Below are 16,888 nucleotides of genomic sequence, written 5' to 3'. Positions count from 1 at the left end.
GACGCGCGGGTGCGCGTGATGTGCGGATGTACCGTGCCGGTCCCCTACCGGCCGTACGTCTCCTACCGGCCGTACGTCTCCTGGTGGACCGTCAGCTCGGTGCTGCGGCGGCCGGGGTGGAGCCGGGTCTCGGCCGGGCGGCCGAGCGGCATGAGCAGGGCGATGTGCAGGTCGTCGCGGTCCGGGATGCCGATGGCCCGCTTGACCTCGGCCTCGTCCCAGCCGCCCAGCGGGCTGGTGGCCAGCCCGGCGGCGTGCGCGGCGATCATCAGGAAGGACGCGGCGATCATGGCGTCCTTGACGGCGTACTCGCGTTCGAGGCCGCGCCGGCGCGGGTCCTCGTAGAAGGCGCGCACGTCATCCGGCGAGGCCGCGGCGAACCGCTCCGACCACGCACCGCTGCGCCGCGCCTGCTCCCAGATGTCGCCGCGGTCCTCGCGCCAGGAGCCGGACTCGGCCACGAAGACCAGGGTCACCGGGGCCTCCTGCGGGTGCGGCTGGCCGCCGGTGGCGGCGGTGAGCGCCTTGCGGCCCTCCTCGCCGGCCACGACCACGATCGACCGGGACTGGAGATTGAAGCTCGACGGCGCTTCCAGGGCGAGTTCCACCAGTTCCCGCAGCAGCTCGGCGGGCACGGGATCCGGCAGGTAGTGACGGACGCTTCGCCGGGAGCGGATGATTCGGGACACGGTGGCGTGGTCCGCGGAAGGAATACCCACAGCTAGACCCCCCATCTTTCGACGTCGAACTATCTGGCATCGAAAAGGTATGACACCCTCTAGCCTGGGGTCAAACAGTTCCACGTCGAATTAATCTCGATGAAGCAAAGTGAAGGTGAGGTGACCAACATGCGCGACAGCGTCGACGAGTTCCTCGACCAGTGGGCCGCCCAGCGCAAGGACCTGGATCTCGACGCGATGGGCGCGATCGGCCGGGTGCTGCGTCTGTCCCGGGTGGTCAGCACACAACTGAAGGACTACTTCGCGCAGTACGGCATGGAGACCTGGGAGTTCGATGTGCTCGCCACGCTCCGCCGCAACGGCCGGCCGCTCACGGCCAAGGAGCTGGCCGCCAGCGTCATGATCGGATCGGCCGCGCTGACCAACCGCATCGACCGCCTCGTCGGCCGCGGCCTGGTCACCCGCGAGGCCGTCCCCGGGGACCGGCGCAGCCTGCACATCGCCCTGACCGACGAGGGCCGCGAGCTGGTCGACACGACCGTGCAGGGACATGTGCGCAACCAGCGCAGAATGCTCTCCGGCCTGGACGAGCAGGAGGCCGAGGAGTTCAACCGGCTGCTGCGCACCCTGCTGGTCTCCCTCGGCGACGTCCGCTGAGCCGAGCGGCACCGCACCGCGGGTGATCATCCCGCGCCGAGCTCCTCCCGCGTCCGCCGCGGGGCGCCCCCATGTGGACAATGACCTGACCCGCGCCCCGTAAGATCGCCCGGGAGGATCCACCTTGGCGCTCAGCAGACGTACCTTCAGTGCCCTTGCCGGCTCCGCCGCGCTGGGGCTCGTCCTCGACGGCAGCGGCGGCACCGGTACGCCCACGGCGTACGCGGCGCACAGTGTGCCGACCGGCCCGGCGCCCGCACCGCCGAGGGCCGACGGAGCACGGCACACCATCGGTTACGACCGCTACTCGCTGCTCGTGGACGGGCGGCGGCTGGTGGTGTGGTCCGGTGAACTGCACCCCTTCCGGCTGCCGAGCCCCTCGCTGTGGCGGGACGTGCTCCAGAAGATGCGGGCGCACGGCTACAACGCCGTCAGCATCTACGTGGCCTGGAACTACCACTCCCCCGCTCCCGGGAGCTACGACTTCACCGGCGTCCGGGACCTCGACCTGTTCCTGCGCACGGCCGCCGAGACCGGGCTGTACGTCATCCTGCGGCCGGGGCCGTACATCAACGCCGAGGTGGACGGCGGCGGCTTCCCCGGCTGGCTCACCGCGACCCCGGGCACGGCCCGCACCGACGACCCGGAGTACCTGGCGCACGCCGACGAGTGGCTGACCCAGGTCAACCGCATCGCCCGCAGGCACCTGTTCACCCAGGGCACCGGCACCGTCCTGCTCTACCAGCTGGAGAACGAGTACGACGCCCACGTCCAGGACGGCGTCGGCGCCCGCTACCTGTCCCACCTGTACCGGAAGGTGCGGGCGGACGGCATCGACGTCCCTCTCTTCCACAACGACAAGGGGCGCAACGGCTACTGGACGCCGGGCTCCTTCGACACCGGCGGCGAGCGGGGCGGCTGGCTGTACGGCTTCGACGGCTACCCCTCGCCCGAGCGGACCCCGCCGGACTGGGGGCTGTTCGGGCCCGGCGGGCCGAAGGGCGGGGCCAGCGCCTCCCCGCACACCCCCGGCTTCGTGCCCGAGTTCGGCGGCGGCTGGTTCGACCCGTGGGGCGGGGCCTGGTTCGACGGCAAGGGGTACGCCGAGGCGCGGCGCACCCGGGACGCCGCCTACGAGCGCCGCTTCTACCTGACCAACCTCGCCAACGGCCTCACCCTGCACAACGTCTACATGACCTTCGGCGGCACCTCCTGGGGCTGGCTGCCCGCGCCGGTGGTCTACACGTCGTACGACTACGGCGCCGCGATCGACGAGGCGCGCACGGTGACCGACAAGATCGCGCCGATGCACCAGATCGGTCATCTGCTCCAGCGCGTGCCCGACTTCGCCAAGCTGGACCGGGCGGCGGACGTGACGGCCGAGGGCCTGAAGGTCTACCACCTGGCCAACCCGGACACCGGCGCCCATGTGTACGTCGCCCGCAACGACGGCACCGACCCGGTCACCACCGATCTGCCCACCGTCGAGGGCAGGCTGCGGATCACCGTGCCCGGCCGGGACGCCAAGCTGATCACCGCCGGCCTCGCGCTGGGCGGACGGACGCTGAAGTACGCCAATGTCTCGCCGGTGTTCTGTGTGCGGGCGGGCCGGCAGAACGTCGCCCTGTTCGCCGGGCGGAGCGGCGAGATGGCGGAGGTGGTGCTGAAGGCCCCGGTCGAACCGGACGCCCTGCGGATGGACCCGGAGGCCGCCTGGGGCTACGACGGCGAAGCGCTCCATGTGAACGCGCCGCTCGGCAAGGACGGACTGACCCGGGTGCTGGTGCGGCACGGCGAGACCGAGACCCCGCTGCTGATCCTCTTCGCCGACGACGCCGCCTCCGTCCGGGTGTTCCCGTACGACACCCCGTCCGGCACCCTGCTGGTGTACGGCCCGACGCTGCTGCGGCACGCCGAGATCAGGGGCGGGGAGGTGCATCTGACCGGTGACCTCACCGGCCCGACGGCCATCGAGGTGTGGGGCCCGCGCGGGATCGGCAGCGTGGTGTGGAACGGCCGCCCCCTGGCCACCCGGGCCACCGCCTCCGGCAGCCTGCTGACCGACGGTCTGCTGCCGGGCGTCCCGGAGCTGCGGCTGCCGGAGCTGGGCGGCTGGCGGATGCGCCGGGAGAACCCGGAGGCCGGCCCCGGCTTCGACGACTCCGGCTGGCGGGCCGCCGACCGCAGGACGTCGTACAGCACCACCCCCGTCCCGGCCGGGCAGCCGGTGCTCTTCGCCGACGACTACGGCTTCCACTACGGCGACGTCTGGTACCGGGGCACCTTCACCGACTCCACCGGCCTGGAGGAGATCTCGCTCGCCTACAGCACCGGCACCCAGGGCCTGCTGATGGCCTGGCTGGACGGCGAACCGCTGGGCACGCACCGGATGCCCGTGCCGGACAAGGACACCACGATCCGCAAGGGCACCTGGACGGCGACCGCCGTGCTCCCGGTCCGTGCGGCGCTGCGCTCCCCCGGCCGGCACGTGCTGTCGGTGCTGGTCCGGCCGATGCAGCACGACGAGGACGGCAAGGCGCTCGACACCCACAAGGCGGCCCGCGGACTCACCGCGGCCACCTTCAAGGGCGCCGCACCGGACGTCGACTGGCGCATCCAGGGCGCGGCCGCGCCCGACCCGGTGCGCGGGCCGCTGAACAACGGCGGCCTGTACGGCGAGCGGGAGGGCTGGCACCTGCCCGGATTCCGGGACCACGACTGGGAGCCGGTGGCCTTCCCGCGGACCGCCCGCTACCAGGGGGTGACCTGGTACCGCACCAGGTTCCGCCTCTCGGTGCCGGGCGACGTCGACGCGTCGGTCGGACTGACCCTGGACGACGACCCGTACCGGGCCTACCGCGCCCAGATCTTCCTCAACGGCTGGAACCTGGGCCAGTACATCAACAACGTCGGCCCCCAGCACACCTTCGTGCTGCCGAACGGCATCCTGCGCACCCGGGGCTCCAACACCCTCGCGCTGGCGGTCCTCTCGGAGTTCACCACGCTGTCGGGCCCCGGGTCCGTGCGGCTGACGCTGCTCGGCAGCGCGAGCGGCGGCCTGCCGGTCACGCCAGTCTGATCACGTTCCAGGACAGCGGCTCCAGTACGGCGGTGAGGGTGCCGTCCCGCAGGGCGGTGCCCTCGACGGGGTGCGGGGTGACCCGCTCCGGGTCGTCCAGGGTGTTGCGGGCGTCGGGGTCGGCGTCCGCGAGAGCGCTGTGCTCGGTGACGGCCGTCAGGTCCAGCCCGGTGAGCGCGACCTCCAGCGGCATCGCCTCGGTGCGGCTGCGGTTGACGGCGAACACCGTGACCGTGCCGTCGGCCGCGCGGACGGCGGTGGCGTGCAGCAGGTCCGTCTCGCCGTACTTCTTCGTCTCGTACGTCGGCGAGTCGACCCGGACGTCCAGCACCTGGCCCCGGCCGTACTTCGAGGCCTGGGCGAACGGGTAGAACGTGGTCTGCCGCCAGGCCGCGCCGCCCGGCTCGGTCATGATCGGGGCGATCACGTTGACCAGCTGGGCCAGGCAGGCGACGGTGACCCGGTCGGCGTGCCGGAGCAGGGCGATGAGGAGCGAGCCGAGGACGACCGCGTCCGTGACGCTGTAGTTGTCCTCCAGCAGGCGGGGCGCCTCGGGCCAGTCGTCCTGCCCGAGGGTCTTGGAGTACTCCTCCCAGCGGGAGAGGTACCAGACGTTCCACTCGTCGAAGGAGAGGTTGATCCTCTTCTTCGACTTCAGCCTCGCGCCGACGTGGTCGACGGTGGCCACCACGTTCTCGATGAAGGACTCCATGTCGACGGCCGAGGCCAGGAAGGAGTCCACATCGCCGTCGACGGGCTCGTAGTAGGCGTGCAGCGAGATGTAGTCGACCAGGTCGTACGCCTCCTGAAGGACCGTGGCCTCCCACTCGGCGAAGGTGGACATGGCCTGGCTGGAGGAGCCGCAGGCGACCAGCTCGACACCGGGGTCGGCCTGCCGCATGGCGCGGGCGGTCTCGGCGGCGAGCCGGCCGTACTCGGCGGCGGTCTTGTGACCGGTCTGCCAGGGGCCGTCCATCTCGTTGCCCAGGCACCACAGCCGGATGCCGAAGGGGTCCTTGTCGCCGTGGGCCGCGCGCAGGTCGGACAGGGCGGTGCCGGAGGGGTGGTTGGCGTACTCCTGGAGCTCCAGGGCCTCGGCGACGCCCCGGGTGCCCAGGTTCACGGCCATCATCGGCTCGGCCTCGGGGCCGAGCTTCTTCAGGAAGGCGATGTACTCGGAGAGGCCGAACCGGTTCGTCTCCGTCGAGTGCCAGGCGAGGTCCAGGCGGCGGGGGCGGTCCTCGACCGGGCCGACGGAGTCCTCCCACTTGTAGCCGGAGACGAAGTTGCCTCCGGGGTAGCGGACCGCGGTCACGCCGAGTTCGCGGACCAGCTCCAGCACGTCGGTGCGCAGGCCCTCGGCGTCGGCCGAGGGGTGGCCGGGTTCGAAGATGCCGGTGTAGACGCACCGGCCGAGGTGCTCGACGAAGGAGCCGAAGAGACGCGGGTTGACGTCGCCGATCGTGAAAGCGGGGTTCAGGGTGAAGCGGGCGGTGCGCAAGATTCGCCTCCCGGGCTGGGTGTCGTGTGATGCGTCGGCCGGGTGCGGGTCACTGAGGCGCATCTGTTCGGGATTTCGGCGGCCGCTCGCAACTTCGAACGGGACCGTAGATTCGAACCGGCCGTCCGTCAATGGGGCGAACACAAGCTCACGGCCGGTGCGGTGGCGGATCCGCAGGTCGTTCCCCGTTGAACGATGTCGGGGGGATCGCATGACGCGGGCACATCCGCGCGCGTACTCTCGGACGAGCGGGCAGACCGGCGGCGAGAAGGGGGAACAGGGACCCATGGGCATCGCGGGCGCGCGCCGGCGAACGGCACGCCTGGCCGCACGGTTGCGCCGCTCCCGTCCCGGCTCGGCGATGCGCTCCCTGGCCGCCGACCTCGCCGCCGCCGTCCGGGCCCGGCCCGGACAGCCGAAGGACGTACGGGAGTTGTGCCGGGCGCTGTGCGCGGAGATGGGCGCGCTGCGCGGCGGCCGCCCGGTGGAGCTGCGCTTCGAACGGTTCCCGGACGAGATCGAGGTCACCGGACTGTGGGTGGAGTTCGCCGACTTCGACCTGGTCATCGTGGAGGAGCGGGCCGAGGCGGTGCAGCAACTGGTCATCCTGGGCCATGAGCTGTGGCATCTGCACGCCGGGCACCGGCACCATCACCTCGCCGGTGCCGGGGCCGCGGCGGCCCGGGCCCTCGCCGACGCGCCCGGCTGGCGGGACGCGCTGACGGTGGCCGCCCGCAACGGCTCCCGGGAGGCCGAGGAGGCCGAGGCCGACGACTTCGGCCACCGCCTCGCCGCCCGGTTCCGCACCCTCCTCGCCCCGCCCGGAGGCCCGCCCCTGGACCCGGTGCAGCGCTCTCTGGGCTATCGCGGACGCGAGACGGCGAGCGAGCCGAAGGGGCGCACCGGTACGGAGGGGGCGGACGGGGCGCCGGGGAAACGGGCGGGCCGGCTGCGGTGACCGGGCCGGCGTCGGACCCCGCGGGGCTCCTCCGCGAGCTGTACATCTCCTTCTGGATCCCCGCCGCCGTGCTCACCGCCGCGCTGGTGATCAGGCTGCCCACGATCATCCGGCTGTGGCGGGACCCGCTGCTGCGCGCGGTCGGCGGACTGCTGCTGCTGGCCTGCGCGGTCTTCGTCTTCTGCACCCCGTCCACGGTGGCCGCCGTCAACCGGCTGACCGGCGTGCCCAACATCTCGGCGCCCTGGTGCTATTCGCTGATCACCGCGTTCTGCGGGTCCTGTCTGCTGCTCCTCGTCACCTGGCGGGGCGGGCTGGGCAACGGATGCGCCACCGTCCGCCGGGCCGTGCGCTGGGTCGTCACGGTCTACTCCGGGGTGATCGTCGCGCTGTGGGTGCTGTTCCTGCTCGCCGACGCCCCCGTGGAGCGGGTGCGCGACCTGGACACCTACTACGCCAACACGCCGTACATGCGCGAGGAGATCCTGCTCTACCTCGTCGCCCACGCGGTGGCCGTGCTGATCACCAACGGGCTGATCTGGAACTGGGTGCGCACCGGGGACCTGGACGGCTGGCTGCGCGGGGCGCTGAGCCTGCTGGGCGCCGGATACGTGCTGAACCTGACCTTCGACGTGGTCAAGCTGACCGCCGTCACGGCCCGCTGGACGGGCCGCGACCTGGACTGGCTGAGCACCGACCTGGCCCCGCCGGTCGCGGCGGTGTCCGCGATCCTCATCGCGGCCGGATTCATCCTGCCGCACGCCGGCCAGTATCTGCACGACCGCTGCCGGGTCCGGCTCGCCCACCGCGAACTGGGGCCGCTCTACCGGCTGCTGCGCACCGCGCACGGCGAGGGTGTGCCGTTCCGGCTGCGCGCCACGCCCGAACTCCGGCTGACCCGGCGCGAGACGTACATCCGGGACGCGCTGCTGCCACTGGCCCGGTACCTGGACCCCGGTATGTGCGGCCGCGCGTACGACGCGGCCCGCGCCCTCGGCCATCCCCCGGAGCGGGCTCGCGCGCTGGCCGCCGCGGCGGCCGTCCTCGACGCCCTGGAGGCGAGGGGCCGTACGCCGAGGGCGTCCGGGCCGGCCGAGGCACCGGACACGACGAGCCTGCTCCGGGAGATCGGGGCGGTGTCCCGGGCGCTGCGCCGGCCGGCCGAGATCGAGGCGGTGCGCCGCCGTGCGGCCGCCCCGGCACGGACCGTCGCCGTGCCCGAGTGACGCACGGCATGGGCCGCGCCCGGGCCGCTTGTTAGCCTCCCGCAGTCGAACCGTCGTACGACAGGGAGTCCGCCCGTGCCCCGCATCGCCCTCGCCACCTACGACCCCCAGGGCAGCGCCCACAAGGACCGGGACCTGCCGGTGCTGGTGGCCGCGCTCACCGGCGCCGGAGCCGAGGCGGAGGCCCGGCACTGGGACGACCCCACGGTGCAGTGGGGCGCCTACGACCTGGTCCTCATACGCTCCACCTGGGACTACAGCTGGCGCGCCGGGGAGTTCGGGGACTGGGTGACACGGGTCGAGGCGGTGACCCGGCTCGCCAACCCGGCCGAGGTCGTGCGGTGGAACGCCGACAAGCGCTACCTCGGCGAGCTGGCGGCGGCCGGGATCCCCACCGTCCCCACCCGCTACATCGCCCCGGGCGAGCCGGCCGAGCTGCCCGCCGGGCACGAGTACGTGATCAAGCCGACCTCGGGTGCGGGCGCCCGCTTCGCCGCCCGGTACACGCCGGACGACCACGACACGGCGGTACGGCACCTCGCGCGGATGCACGCGGAGGGCTTCACCGCGATGGTGCAGCCGTATCTGCGCGGCATCGACGCCACCGGTGAGCGGGCGCTCCAGTTCTTCGGCGGCCGGCTGCTGCACGCCAGCCGCAAGGGCGCCGTCCTCGCCCCGGGCACCCCCTACGACGCGGAGAAGACCGCCCACCCGGACCTCACCCCCTGGCAGCCCACCGACGCCGAACTCGCCGTCGCCGAGAAGGCGCTGGCGGCCGTACCCGGCACCGCGGAGCTGCTGTACGCGCGCGTGGACCTGGTGGACGGCGAGGACGGCCGGCCGTGCCTGATGGAACTGGAACTGGTCGAGCCGAACCTGTTCCTCTTCCTCCACCCGGACTCCCTGCCCCGGGTGACCGAGGCGGTCCTCGCCGCCGCGGCCTGACCCCTCGAAGGCGGTCTCAGCGGCGGCCCCCGACCGCGGCCCGGCACGCCTCGGCGTAGTCCCGGACCAGCGGGCGGGTGGCGTCCTCCCGGCGCCAGGCCAGCACATAGCGGCTGGGGGCGAGACCGCGCACCGGGCGGGTGACGACGCCGCCCAGGGTGATCAGCGGGGCGTTGCCGACCGCGACCAGGCAGACGCCGAGGCCGGCGAGGAGTGCCTCGTACGTCTCCTCGGCCCCGGCGATCTCCGCGCCGATCCGGGGCGGCCGGCCGCCCCGGGCGTCCAGGGCGAGCCAGTGGTCGCGCAGCACACCGGCGCTGCGCGGCAGGGCCAGGAACGGCTCGTCCAGCAGGTCGGCGAAGTCGATCTCGGTGCGGGCGGCGAGCGGATGGGTCGCGGGCAGGGCGAGCAGCCGGGGCTCCTCGGCGACCACCGTCCAGTCGTAGCGCTCCTCCTCCGGCAGCGGCAGCCAGACGAAGGCGACGTCCGCCCCGCCGTCCGCCAGGCCGGCCGTGGGATCGTCCCAGCTCATCTGGCGCAGCCGGACGGTGACCCGGGGATGCGCGGCGGTGAAGCGGGAGCGGACGGCCGGCAGCAGCCCGCCCCGGCCCGGGCTGGTGCTCATGCCCACCACGAGCGTGCTGCGCTGCGCCGCCTTGGCCGCCTCCACCGCCGCCGCGCCCGCCGTCCACCCGGCCAGCACCTCCCGGGCGTGCGGCAGCAGCGCCTCGCCGGCCGCCGTGAGGCCCACCCCGTGCCGGTCGCGCCGGAACAGCTCCGCCCCCAGCTGCCGCTCCAGCGCCCGGATCTGCTTGCTCAGCGCGGGCTGGGAGACGTACAGCCGCTCGGCGGCCCGGGTGAAGTGGAGTTCCTCGGCGACGGTGACGAAGTAGCGCAGGTCCCGGACATGCACATCGGTGGTCATAGCCGATGGTTATCACCAGAGATCTTGGACGGGCAACGATCACGTGCCGCAGGCTTGATCCTGTCGAAGAGAGCACGAGGCACAGGGAGTTGCCGTGAACAAGGTGTGGCTGGTGACCGGGGCGAGCAGCGGTTTCGGACGGGCGATCACCGAGGCGGCCGTCGCCGCCGGTGACGTGGTGGTCGGCGCGGCCCGGCGCCCCGAGGCCCTGGACGGCCTGGTGGCCGCCCATCCGGACCAGGTGGAGGCGGTGCGGCTGGACGTGACCGACGCGGCCGCGGTCGAGGCGGTGGTCGCGGATGTGGTGGCCCGGCACGGCCGGATCGACGTACTGGTCAACAACGCGGGCCGGACCCATGTCGGGGCCGTCGAGGAGACCACCGACGCCGAGCTGCGGGAACTGTTCGACCTGCATGTCTTCGGGCCGACGGCGCTGGTCAGGGCGGTGCTGCCGCACATGCGCGAGCGGCGCTCGGGCGCGATCGTGCAGATGAGCAGCATGGGCGGGCAGATGTCCTTCGCGGGCTTCGGGGCGTACAGCGGGACCAAGTTCGCCCTGGAGGGCATCTCGGAGGCGCTGGCGGACGAGGTGGCCGAGTTCGGGATCAAGGTGCTGATCGTGGAGCCGGGCGCCTTCCGGACCTCGCTCTTCGGCTCGGGGGCCGGGGTCAGCGCGGACAGCGGGGTGTACGCCAAGGTGAGCGAGACGCGCGGCTTCGTGTCCGGCGGCGACGGCACCCAGCCCGGCGACCCGGCCAAGGCGGCCGCCGTCATCCTGGCCGCCCTGGAGGCGGAGCACACCCCGCTGCGGCTGCCGCTCGGCGACGACGGGGTGAGCGCGGTCCTGGGCCACCTGGACCAGGTCCGCGACGAGGTCATCGCCTGGGAGAAGCAGACGAGGGCCACCGCGTTCGACGCGTGAGGCCCGGCTGCGGCGGCCGGCGCCCCGGGCGGCTCAGCCCTCGCGGCCGGTGAGTGCCGTGCGCTGGAGGAGGCCCCAGGTGAACTCGGCGACCAGGTCGTGGCGGGTGCCGGTGCGGTCCGGGGCGGTGAGGGCCAGGGCCCAGCGGGTGGGGGCCGTGCCCTGGAGCGGGCGGGCCGGGGGGAAGGCGCGGGCGGCCTCGTCCACCGTGCAGGACCAGGGGGTGAGGTCCTCCAGGGTCTCCAGCCTGGGGGCGGGGGCGCCGGGCGCGCGCACCAGCCACTCGTTCCACACCGCGCCGTCGGGCCCGGCCAGCACCTCGAAGCGCAGGGAGGGCCAGAGGGGCAGGGCCCAGCGGCGGGCCTCGCAGTCGAGGTCGCCCAGGCGGCGCGGGACCACGGACTCGGGCGCGCCGAGGACCGCGCGGTAGGAGGCCGCGGCGGACCGGGACCGCCGGGAGTGGACCATCGCCTGCCACCGCTTGTTGGCCTCCCGCATGTCCGCCGCCGAGGCGCCGAGCGAGCGGCGGGCGTCCTCCACCAGCCCCGGGTTGTGGTCGGCCATGCGGCGCAGCAGCACCAGCTGGAAGTCGAGATCCATGCCCCCATGGTGCCCGTGATCACGGCCGTCGCCGCCGACCCATTGCCGGGGCCAGCACTCCCTGTTTAGCCTGTGTTCGTCATGCCGATCGCCTGTTGATATATCGAACGTGATGCCGCTCCAACTCCGGTATCTCGAACAGGCTGAACCAAAGGAGGGGGCCGGACGTGGGACGCCTCGTGCCTGCCGTGACCCGGGCTCTCGACATTCTTGAGCTGTTCCTCGACGGGGACGGGACGCTCTCCGCCCCCGACATCGTGCGCAGGCTCCAGCTGCCGCGCACCACCGTGCACGAGCTGGTGACCACCCTGGCGGCGCGGTCGTACATCGTGCCCGTACCCGGACAGCCCGGACGGTACCGGCTCGGGGTGCGCCCGTACCAGCTCGGCAGCCGCTACGCCGAGCAGCTCGACCTCGCCGCCGAGGGCCAGCAGGTGGCCCGCTCGGTCGCCGAGACCTGTGACGAGACGGTCCACGTGGCCATCCTCGAGGGCACCGACGTCATCTACATCGCCAAGGTCGACTCCACGCACGCGGTGCGCATGGTCTCGGCCGCCGGCCGCCGGCTGCCCGCCCACTGCACCTCCGTCGGCAAGATGCTGCTGGCCGCGCTGCCCGAGCAGGAACTGGCCGCACGGCTCCCGGACGACGCCGAGCTGGCCGCGATGACCCCCAACAGCATCACGGAACCGGCCGCGCTGCGCGAGGCCCTGGCCCGGATCCGGGAGCGGGGCGTCGCGGTGGAGAACCGCGAGTCCAACCCGGACGTGTCCTGCGTGGCCGCGCCGGTGCGCGACCGCACCGGCCAGGTGGTCGCCGCCCTGTCCATCTCCGTGCCGATGATCCGCTGGAGCGAGGAGCGCCGGGACGAGCTGACGGAGCTGGCCGTCAAGGGCGCCGCCGAGCTGTCGGAGCGGCTGGGCCACCGGAGCGTGGCATGACGGCGGCGTACGAGGTCGCGGTGCGGGCCGAGGCCCGGCTCGGCGAGGGCCCGACCTGGGACGCGGCGGCCGGCCGGCTGCTCTGGCTGGACATCCTGGGCATGCGCATCCACACGTACGACCCGGTCACCGGCCGGCGCACCAGCCGTACGACGGAACAGCACGTCGGCGCGGCCAAGCCCCGGGCGGGCGGCGGGCTGGTGCTGAACCTGCGGGACGGCGTGGGACTCCTCGACCCCGACGACACCTTCCGCTGGCTGCACCACGAGCCGGTGCCGGGCCGGCGGGCGAACGACGCCGCCGTGGCGCCCGACGGCTCCCTGTGGGCGGGCACCATGCGCTACGACGAGACCGCCGGCGGCGGCACGCTGAGCCGGGTGACCGGCGCGGGCGAGGTGCGGACGGTCCTTCCGGACGTCGCCGTCAGCAACGGCACCGGCTGGAGCCCGGACGGCCGGCTGATGTACTACATCGACAGCCCGACCCGCCGGATCGACGTCTTCGGCTACGACGGCGAACGCGTCCACGACCGCCGCCCGCTGGTGGAGATCGAGGAGGGCGCGGGCTTCCCTGACGGCCTGACCGTCGACGCGGCGGGCTGTGTGTGGGTGGCGCTGTGGGACGGGGGCGCGGTACGGCGCTACACCCCGGCCGGGGAGCTGGACCGGGTGATCACCCTGCCCACGCCCCGGACGACGGCCTGTGCGTTCGGCGGCCCGGGGCTGACCGACCTGTACGTCACCACGGCCCGCACCGGCCTCACGGCGCCGCACCCGCTGTCGGGCTCCCTGCTGGTGATCCCGGACGCGGGCGAGGGGCTGCCCCAGCCGGCCTTCGCGGGCTGACCGCCGCATCCGCCCGCCCCTCCCGGCCAGGTTCTCCGGGAGGGGCGGGCCGGTGCGGGCGTCAGTGCACCATGCCCACCTCGTAGTGGCCGGCGGGCTGGCGGGTGATGACGTTGCCGCGGTTGAAGGCATTGATGAGGGCGATCTGGGCCACCAGGGCGGCGAGCTGCTCCTCGTCGTAGTGCTTGGCGGCGTTGGCCCACACCTCGTCGCTGACCCCGCCGGCCGCGTCGGCGATCCGGGTGCCCTCCTCGGCCAGCTCCAGCGCGGCCCGCTCCGCCTCGGTGAAGACGGTGGCCTCGCGCCAGGCGGCGACCAGGTAGAGGCGGGTCGGGTCCTCACCGGCGTGCAGGGCCTCCTTGGTGTGCATGTCGACGCAGCCGGAGCAGCCGTTGATCTGGCTGGCGCGGAGCGTGACCAGCGCCCGGGTGCCGGCGGGCAGCGTCGAGTCCGCCAGGATGTGGTGGGCGGCGATGAAGTGCTTGAAGACCTTCGACATGACCGGGCTGGCCATCACGTTCAACCGGGCTTCCATGGCGGGCTCCTGCGACTCTTGTCGATCGTCTGCCGATCGGTTCGTTGCCTACGCTCTTTGGACGAGACAGCCCCGCGCTCTGTGACACCGACGGCTGTGACCTGCCTCACGGACTGATCGTCCCGGGTGGCGGTGTAGGAAGGAGGGTGTCCCCGACAGCCGGTCACGGGCCGGCAGTAAGGAGTGCGCCGCGTGTCCTCCCTCTTCCCCGCCCTGGCGGACGGACCGGCCGAGCACAGCGAGACGGGGGTCCCCCCGGACGAAGTCCGGGGGAGGGTCGCCCTGCGGTTCGGCGATCGGTCGCTGACCTACGGAGAGCTCGCACAGGCCGCCGGCGCGGTCGCCGCGCGGGTCCGGGAGGCCGGCCGGGTCGCCGTGTGGGCCACCCCGGAGCTGGAGACCGCCGTCGCCGTGACGGGCACGCTGCTCGCCGGGGCGGCCGCGGTGCCGCTGAACCCGAAGTCGGGCGAGAAGGAACTGGCGCACATCCTGGCCGACAGCGCGCCCTCCCTGCTGCTGGCCGCCCCCGGCGCCGAACTCCCCGCCGCGCTGCATCACGTGACGCGGGTGGACGTCGACGCCTCGGCGTCCGGAGCCCGGTTCGAGGAGCGGGGCGCGGAGGAGGACCCGGCGCTGGTCGTCTACACCTCCGGTACGACCGGGCCGCCGAAGGGCGCGGTGCTGCCCCGGCGGGCCCTCGCCACCACCCTGGACGCCCTCGCCGACGCCTGGCAGTGGACCGCGGACGACGTGCTGGTGCACGGGCTGCCGCTGTTCCATGTGCACGGGCTGGTGCTGGGCATCCTCGGCCCGCTGCGGCGCGGCGGCTCGGTGCGGCACCTGGGGCGCTTCTCCCCGGAGGGCGTGGCCCGCGAGCTGGGCTCCGGCGCGACCATGCTGTTCGGGGTGCCGACGATGTACCACCGGATCGCGGAGGCGCTGCCCGGCGACCCCTCGCTGGCCAAGGCGCTGGCCGGCGCCCGGCTGCTGGTGTCGGGCTCGGCCGCGCTGCCGGTGCACGACCACGAGCGGATCGCGGCGGCGACCGGCCGCCGGGTGATCGAGCGGTACGGCATGACCGAGACCCTGATGAACACCAGTGTGCGGGCCGACGGCGAGCCCCGGGCCGGGACGGTCGGGGTGCCGCTGCCGGGCGTCGAGCTGCGGCTGGTGGAGGAGGACGGCAGCGAGATCGCCGGGTACGACGGGGAGACCGTCGGCGAGATCCAGGTGCGCGGCCCGAACCTGTTCACCGAGTATCTGAACCGGCCCGACGCCACCGCGGCCGCGTTCACCGCCGACGGCTGGTTCCGGACCGGCGACATGGCCGTACGGGAGCCGGACGGGTATGTGCGGATCGTCGGCCGGAAGGCCACCGATCTGATCAAGAGCGGCGGGTACAAGATCGGGGCCGGGGAGATCGAGAACGCGCTGCTGGAGCATCCGGGGGTGCGGGAGGCGGCGGTCACCGGGGAGCCGGACGCGGACCTGGGCGAGCGGATCGTGGCCTGGGTCGTGCCCGCCGACCCGCAGGCGCCGCCCGCGGCCGAGGAGCTGGCCGATCACGTGGCCCGGCGGCTCGCCCCGCACAAGCGTCCGCGGGTGGTGCGGTACCGGGACTCGCTGCCCCGCAACGACCTGGGCAAGCTCATGAAGCGGGCGCTCACCGATGCCTGAGCGGCTCTCCGCCCGGGAGGTGCTGGGGTGCGTCGCCGATCCCGGCACCTTCACCGAACTGCCCAGCCCCGAAAGGCGGTCCGCTCCGGACGGCCCGCTCGGCTGGCAGGGTTACGACGCCTCGCGCGCCCGGGCCGCCGAGCGCACCGGCGAGCAGGAGTCGGTCGTCTGCGGCACCGCCCGCGTGGCGGGCACCCGGGCCGTGCTGATCGCCTTCGAGTTCGGCTTCCTGGGCGGCTCGCTGGGCGAGCGCACCGGGGACCGGCTGGTGGCCGCCTACGCCCATGCCCGGGAACACCGGCTGCCGGTGGTGCCGTTGATCGCGACCGGCGGCAGCCGGATGCAGGAGGGCATGATCGCCCTCACCCAGCTCCAGCGGGTGGCGCGCGAGTCGGTGCTCACCCGGGAGGCCGGGCTGGCGCAGATCGCCGTGCTGCGCGACCCCACCACCGGCGGCGGCTGGGCCACGCTGGGCGCCGGGGCGGACATCGTGCTGGCGCTGCCCGGCGCCCAGGTGGGCTTCGCCGGTTCCCGGGTCCGGCCGCCCGACGCCGACCCGGCCGCGTACACCGCCGAGGCGCAGCTGGCGGCGGGCGTGGCGGACGCGGTGGTGCCCCCGGCCGAGCTGAGGGAGGTGCTCGGGTCCTGGCTGCGGCTGCTGACGAGCCCGGCCGCCGAGGCCCCGCCGCCCGCCGCACTGGGCGGCACCTCACTCCCGCGCACCGGCGCGGACGCGGTCCGGCGCGCCCGCGCCGCCGAACGCCCCCACGCCCGGGCCTACCTGGACGCCTACTTCGGCCACCGGCTCGCCATCGGCGGCGACCGGTGCGGGGGCACCGATCCCGAGGGGATGCTGTGCGGGTTCGGCGCGCGGGACGGCCGTACGGTGGCGTACGCGGCGCAGACCGGCACGGCGACCCGGCCGGCCGGCTACCGCACCGCGGCCCGGCTGATCCGGCTGGCGGACCGGCTCGGCATCCCGGTGCTGACGCTGGTGGACACCCCGGGTGCCGCCAATGACGCGGAGGCGGAGCGGCAGGGCGCTGGGGCGGCCATCGCCGAGGTGTTCGGGGCGGTGGCGGCCGCCCGGGTCCCCATCACCACGCTGGTGGTCGGGGAGGGCGGTTCGGGCGGCGCGCTGGCGCTGGCCGCGCCCGGCAACACCTGGGTCACGCCGGACGGCTACTTCTCGGTGATCGCGCCGGAGCTGGCCGCGGCGATCCTCAAGCGCCCGCCCGAGGAGGTGGAGGCGACCGCCGGTCAGCTGTGCATCCGGCCGCAGGACCTGGTGGCGCTGGGCGTGGTCCGGGGCATCGTGGACCACCACGGGTCCTGAGACGAGCGCCATGTGCCGCTGTCTGCCCGTGTGTTGAACGATTCTGACCGGATGGTGCCCG

At 73.8% G+C, this 16,888-nt stretch carries 15 protein-coding genes; 10 read left to right on the top strand and 5 right to left on the bottom strand.

Going from position 1 to position 16,888, the window contains the following annotated elements; translation table 11 throughout:
* Positions 1 to 62: 62 nt before the first annotated feature.
* Positions 63 to 689, bottom strand: a complete 627-nt coding sequence (locus ACFVIU_RS23440) for a nitroreductase family protein (protein ID WP_385844780.1) — start codon at positions 687 to 689, stop codon at positions 63 to 65.
* A 159-nt stretch (positions 690 to 848) separates the two neighbouring features.
* Between ACFVIU_RS23440 and ACFVIU_RS23435 the strand changes: the two genes are divergently transcribed.
* Together ACFVIU_RS23435 and ACFVIU_RS23430 are read left to right on the top strand one after the other, a co-directional pair.
* Positions 849 to 1,337, top strand: a complete 489-nt coding sequence (locus ACFVIU_RS23435) for a MarR family winged helix-turn-helix transcriptional regulator (RefSeq protein WP_385844778.1) — start codon at positions 849 to 851, stop codon at positions 1,335 to 1,337.
* Positions 1,338 to 1,461: 124 nt separating this feature from the next.
* Positions 1,462 to 4,416: a beta-galactosidase gene (locus tag ACFVIU_RS23430; RefSeq protein WP_385844777.1), complete on the top strand. Its 2,955-nt coding sequence runs from the start codon at positions 1,462 to 1,464 to the stop codon at positions 4,414 to 4,416.
* On the opposite strand, the gene ACFVIU_RS23425 is transcribed toward ACFVIU_RS23430, so the two are convergent.
* A complete protein-coding gene (locus ACFVIU_RS23425; RefSeq protein ID WP_385844775.1) occupies positions 4,403 to 5,917 on the bottom strand; it encodes an alpha-N-arabinofuranosidase in 1,515 nt (504 codons plus the stop codon). The two genes, ACFVIU_RS23430 and ACFVIU_RS23425, sit on opposite strands and share 14 nt — an antisense overlap.
* Before the next feature lie 286 nt (positions 5,918 to 6,203).
* On the opposite strand from ACFVIU_RS23425, the gene ACFVIU_RS23420 reads away from it, so the two are divergent.
* The 3 genes from ACFVIU_RS23420 to ACFVIU_RS23410 all read left to right on the top strand — a co-directional run bounded on the left by ACFVIU_RS23420 (position 6,204) and on the right by ACFVIU_RS23410 (position 9,046).
* Entirely contained in the window at positions 6,204 to 6,875 is a 672-nt protein-coding gene (locus ACFVIU_RS23420) for a toxin-antitoxin system, toxin component family protein (RefSeq protein ID WP_385844774.1), read from the top strand.
* Complete coding sequence (locus ACFVIU_RS23415; protein WP_385844773.1) at positions 6,872 to 8,101, top strand: MAB_1171c family putative transporter; 1,230 nt, start codon at positions 6,872 to 6,874, stop codon at positions 8,099 to 8,101. The genes ACFVIU_RS23420 and ACFVIU_RS23415 overlap by 4 nt, the downstream gene beginning before the upstream one ends.
* Positions 8,102 to 8,176: 75 nt before the next feature.
* Positions 8,177 to 9,046: a RimK family alpha-L-glutamate ligase gene (locus tag ACFVIU_RS23410; protein WP_385844772.1), complete on the top strand. Its 870-nt coding sequence runs from the start codon at positions 8,177 to 8,179 to the stop codon at positions 9,044 to 9,046.
* 16 nt (positions 9,047 to 9,062) lie between these two features.
* On the opposite strand, the gene ACFVIU_RS23405 is transcribed toward ACFVIU_RS23410, so the two are convergent.
* On the bottom strand, positions 9,063 to 9,971 hold the full coding sequence (locus tag ACFVIU_RS23405; protein WP_385844770.1) for a LysR family transcriptional regulator: 909 nt from the start codon (positions 9,969 to 9,971) through the stop codon (positions 9,063 to 9,065).
* Positions 9,972 to 10,065: 94 nt separating this feature from the next.
* Between ACFVIU_RS23405 and ACFVIU_RS23400 the strand changes: the two genes are divergently transcribed.
* Positions 10,066 to 10,893 carry an oxidoreductase gene (locus tag ACFVIU_RS23400; protein WP_385844769.1) on the top strand — a complete coding sequence of 276 codons (828 nt, stop codon included), beginning with the start codon at positions 10,066 to 10,068 and terminating at the stop codon, positions 10,891 to 10,893.
* Between the two features lie 33 nt (positions 10,894 to 10,926).
* Here the strand turns inward: ACFVIU_RS23400 and ACFVIU_RS23395 are convergent, their stop codons facing one another.
* Positions 10,927 to 11,493 (bottom strand): hypothetical protein, encoded by a 567-nt coding sequence (locus ACFVIU_RS23395; protein ID WP_385844768.1) that lies wholly within the window; start codon positions 11,491 to 11,493, stop codon positions 10,927 to 10,929.
* A gap of 167 nt (positions 11,494 to 11,660) precedes the next feature.
* Between ACFVIU_RS23395 and ACFVIU_RS23390 the strand changes: the two genes are divergently transcribed.
* Positions 11,661 to 12,434: an IclR family transcriptional regulator gene (locus ACFVIU_RS23390; RefSeq protein WP_385844767.1), complete on the top strand. Its 774-nt coding sequence runs from the start codon at positions 11,661 to 11,663 to the stop codon at positions 12,432 to 12,434.
* A complete protein-coding gene (locus tag ACFVIU_RS23385) occupies positions 12,431 to 13,279 on the top strand; it encodes an SMP-30/gluconolactonase/LRE family protein (RefSeq protein ID WP_385844765.1) in 849 nt (282 codons plus the stop codon). Before ACFVIU_RS23390 ends, ACFVIU_RS23385 begins: the two co-directional genes overlap by 4 nt.
* A 61-nt stretch (positions 13,280 to 13,340) precedes the next feature.
* Here ACFVIU_RS23385 and ACFVIU_RS23380 read toward each other — a convergent pair whose 3' ends face one another.
* On the bottom strand, positions 13,341 to 13,814 hold the full coding sequence (locus ACFVIU_RS23380; protein WP_385844764.1) for a carboxymuconolactone decarboxylase family protein: 474 nt from the start codon (positions 13,812 to 13,814) through the stop codon (positions 13,341 to 13,343).
* A gap of 192 nt (positions 13,815 to 14,006) precedes the next feature.
* On the opposite strand from ACFVIU_RS23380, the gene ACFVIU_RS23375 reads away from it, so the two are divergent.
* On the top strand, positions 14,007 to 15,491 hold the full coding sequence (locus ACFVIU_RS23375) for an acyl-CoA synthetase (protein WP_385844762.1): 1,485 nt from the start codon (positions 14,007 to 14,009) through the stop codon (positions 15,489 to 15,491).
* On the top strand, positions 15,484 to 16,827 hold the full coding sequence (locus tag ACFVIU_RS23370; protein WP_385844761.1) for a carboxyl transferase domain-containing protein: 1,344 nt from the start codon (positions 15,484 to 15,486) through the stop codon (positions 16,825 to 16,827). The genes ACFVIU_RS23375 and ACFVIU_RS23370 overlap by 8 nt, the downstream gene beginning before the upstream one ends.
* Positions 16,828 to 16,888: the final 61 nt, after the last annotated feature.

It is taken from the genome of Streptomyces sp. NPDC127190, from assembly GCF_042672505.1.
In the GTDB taxonomy this organism is placed as follows: domain Bacteria; phylum Actinomycetota; class Actinomycetes; order Streptomycetales; family Streptomycetaceae; genus Streptomyces.
This window is presented reverse-complemented; position numbering and strand designations above follow the sequence as displayed.

Bases quoted from the DNA above. Each gene is read 5' to 3' on its own strand.
- ACFVIU_RS23420 (WP_385844774.1), top strand. From the start codon at position 6,204: ATGGGCATCGCGGGCGCGCGCCGGCGAACGGCACGCCTGGCCGCACGG.
- ACFVIU_RS23435 (WP_385844778.1), top strand. From the start codon at position 849: ATGCGCGACAGCGTCGACGAGTTCCTCGACCAGTGGGCCGCCCAGCGC.
- ACFVIU_RS23380 (WP_385844764.1), bottom strand. From the start codon at position 13,814: ATGGAAGCCCGGTTGAACGTGATGGCCAGCCCGGTCATGTCGAAGGTC.
- ACFVIU_RS23405 (WP_385844770.1), bottom strand. From the start codon at position 9,971: ATGACCACCGATGTGCATGTCCGGGACCTGCGCTACTTCGTCACCGTC.
- ACFVIU_RS23385 (WP_385844765.1), top strand. From the start codon at position 12,431: ATGACGGCGGCGTACGAGGTCGCGGTGCGGGCCGAGGCCCGGCTCGGC.
- ACFVIU_RS23370 (WP_385844761.1), top strand. From the start codon at position 15,484: ATGCCTGAGCGGCTCTCCGCCCGGGAGGTGCTGGGGTGCGTCGCCGAT.
- ACFVIU_RS23395 (WP_385844768.1), bottom strand. From the start codon at position 11,493: ATGGATCTCGACTTCCAGCTGGTGCTGCTGCGCCGCATGGCCGACCAC.